General features: G+C 61.4%; 2 protein-coding genes. Both read left to right on the top strand.

Annotation, left to right across the window (positions count from 1 at the left end):
- On the top strand, nt 1-2,546 hold a 2,546-nt coding region (rpoB, locus tag H0V34_00795; protein MBA2490288.1), incomplete at its 5' end, for a DNA-directed RNA polymerase subunit beta.
- 122 nt (nt 2,547-2,668) lie between these two features.
- Nucleotides 2,669-3,133, top strand: a 465-nt coding sequence (locus H0V34_00800; GenBank protein ID MBA2490289.1) for a DNA-directed RNA polymerase subunit beta', incomplete at its 3' end; no start/stop codon positions are given.

A 3,133-nucleotide genomic window follows, 5' to 3' on the forward strand; every position in this document is an offset into this window, starting at 1 on the left:
GCTCCAGCCAGTTGTCGCAGTTCATGGACCAGAACAACCCGCTGTCCGAGGTCACCCACAAACGGCGTATTTCCGCTCTGGGCCCCGGCGGTCTGACCCGCGAACGGGCCGGTTTCGAGGTTCGCGACGTGCATCCGACCCACTACGGTCGCGTGTGTCCGATCGAGACACCGGAGGGCCCGAACATCGGGCTGATCAATTCGCTGGCGGTTTACGCGCGCACCAACAGCTACGGATTTCTGGAGACGCCGTACCGCAAGGTCGCGCACAGCAAGGTGACCAACGAGATCGTTTATCTGTCGGCGATCGAAGAAAGCCAGTATGTAATTGCGCAGGCTAACGCCACCCTGGACGCACAGGGGCGTCTGACCGATGAGCTGGTCTCCTCGCGCAGTCAGAACGAATTCAGCCTGTCCACGCCTGACAGGATCGAGTTCATGGACATCAGCCCTAAGCAGATTGTGTCGGTGGCGGCTGCGCTGATTCCATTTCTGGAGCATGACGACGCCAACCGCGCGCTGATGGGTTCCAACATGCAGCGTCAGGCGGTGCCGACGTTGCGCGCCGAGAAGCCGCTGGTCGGCACCGGCATCGAACGCGCCGTGGCGATAGACTCCGGCGCCGCGCTGACCGCGCGGCGCGGCGGCGTGGTGGATACGGTGGACGCGGCCCGCGTGGTGGTGCGCGTACACGACGACGAGACCGAGGCCGGAGAGCCGGGTGTGGACATTTACGGTCTGACCAAATACACGCGTTCGAACCAGAACACCTGTATCAACCAGCGGCCGCTGGTCCGGCCGGGTGACGTGATCGCACGCGGCGACGTGCTGGCGGATGGCCCCAGCACCGACATGGGTGAACTGGCGCTGGGCCAGAACATGATGGTCGCCTTCATGCCCTGGCACGGCTATAACTTCGAGGACTCGATTCTCGTCTCCGAGCGGGTAGTCGAGGAAGATCGCTATACGACCGTGCATATCGAAGAACTGACCTGCGTCGCGCGCGATACCAAGCTGGGCGCCGAGGAAATATCCGCGGATATACCCAACGTCAGCGAGGGCCTGCTGGCCAAGCTTGACGACTCGGGTATCGTGTACGTGGGAGCGGAGGTGCGCCCCGCCGATATTCTGGTGGGCAAGGTAACGCCCAAGGGTGAGACGCAACTGACGCCGGAAGAAAAACTCCTGCGTGCGATCTTCGGCGAGAAGGCGTCGGACGTTAAAGACACGTCTTTACGCGTGCCAACCGGCATGGAGGGCACCGTCATCGACGTGCGCGTGTTCACGCGCGACGGGGTGGACAAGGACAAGCGCGCCCTGCAGATCGAGGACTCCGCTGTCGAACAGGTGCGCAAGGACTTGAACGACCAGTTGCTCATCTACGAAAACGACATCTACGACCGGGTCGAAAAGCTGCTGTCGGGCAAGGTCGCCGAGGGCGGCCCGAACGGCCTCAAGGCGGGCGCCAAGGTCAGCAAGACCTATCTTGCGGAAGTGCCCCGCGCGCAGTGGTTCGAGATACGCATGCGCGCCGAAGAGGTCAACACGCAGGTCGAGGTGCTGGCGCAGAGCCTGCATGCACAGCGCGAGGCATTTGACCGGCGCTTAACCGAGCAGCGCGGCAAGATCACCAGCGGCGACGATCTTGCCCCCGGCGTGCTCAAGATGGTGAAAGTGTATCTGGCGGTCAAGCGCCGCATGCAGCCGGGCGATAAAGTGGCCGGTCGCCACGGCAATAAGGGCGTGGTGTCGATGATCGTGCCGGTGGAGGACATGCCGTACATGGAGGACGGCACGCCGGTCGACGTAGGGCTGAATCCACTGGGTGTGCCCTCGCGCATGAACGTCGGACAGGTGCTGGAGACGCACCTTGGCTGGGCCGCCAAGGCCCTGGGCCTGAAGCTCGGCAAAATGCTGGACGCCAACGGTCAGCCCGCTGAAATACGGGACTTCATCGACCGCATTTACAACGGCGGCGGGATCAAGAAGGTGGATCTGAACGAGTTCAGCGATGACGAGGTGACCGCGCTGGCAGGTAATTTGCGCGCCGGCGTGCCGATGGCCACACCCGTTTTCGACGGCGCCAACGAGGACGAAATCAAGGCCATGCTACGGCTTGCGGATCTTCCCGAAAGCGGCCAGACCACGTTATACGACGGGCGCAGCGGCGAGGCGTTCGACCGCCCGGTGACTATCGGCTACACGCATATCCTGAAGCTGAATCACCTGGTCGACGACAAGATGCACGCGCGTTCGACCGGCCCCTACAGCCTCGTTACCCAACAGCCGCTGGGCGGCAAGGCGCAGTTTGGCGGTCAGCGCTTCGGCGAGATGGAAGTGTGGGCGCTAGAGGCTTACGGCGCCGCGTACACCTTGCAGGAGATGCTCACCGTGAAATCCGATGACGTGAACGGCCGTAACAAGATGTACAAGAATATTGTCGACGGCGATCACCGCATGGAGGCCGGCATGCCCGAATCCTTCAATGTGCTGATGAAAGAGATTCGCTCACTGGGCATCAATATCGAGCTTGAGCAGGACGAATAAACCGTGTATCGCGCAGCGGCTCCTCTCGACCCTCTCTTGACGGGGAGATTGAAAGGGGGGTCGAAATTGCCGCGTCGGCTGCAAGCCGTCAACCGAACATACCCACGCACGTGGAGTAGCAAATGAGAGACTTACTCAATTTATTGTCGCAACAAGGCAAGGTGGAAGACTTCGACGCCATTCGCATCGGTCTGGCGTCGCCGGAGATGATCCGGTCCTGGTCGTTCGGCGAAGTCAAAAAGCCGGAAACGATCAACTACCGCACCTTCAAGCCTGAGCGCGACGGTCTGTTCTGCGCCAAGATTTTTGGCCCGGTCCGCGACTATGAATGCCTGTGCGGCAAGTACAAGCGGCTCAAGCATCGCGGCGTCGTATGCGAAAAGTGCGGTGTCGAAGTTACTCTGACCAAGGTGCGCCGCGAGCGCATGGGCCATATCGATCTGGCGTCCCCGGTCGCGCACATCTGGTTCCTGAAGTCTCTACCGTCGCGTATCGGCCTGCTGCTTGATATTACGTTGCGGGAAATTGAGCGGATCCTGTATTTCGAGGCATTCGTGGTGATCGATCCGGGCATGACCCCGCTGGAG

The sequence above is a fragment of the Gammaproteobacteria bacterium genome, assembly GCA_013696315.1.
Lineage (GTDB): Bacteria > Pseudomonadota > Gammaproteobacteria > JACCYU01 > JACCYU01 > JACCYU01.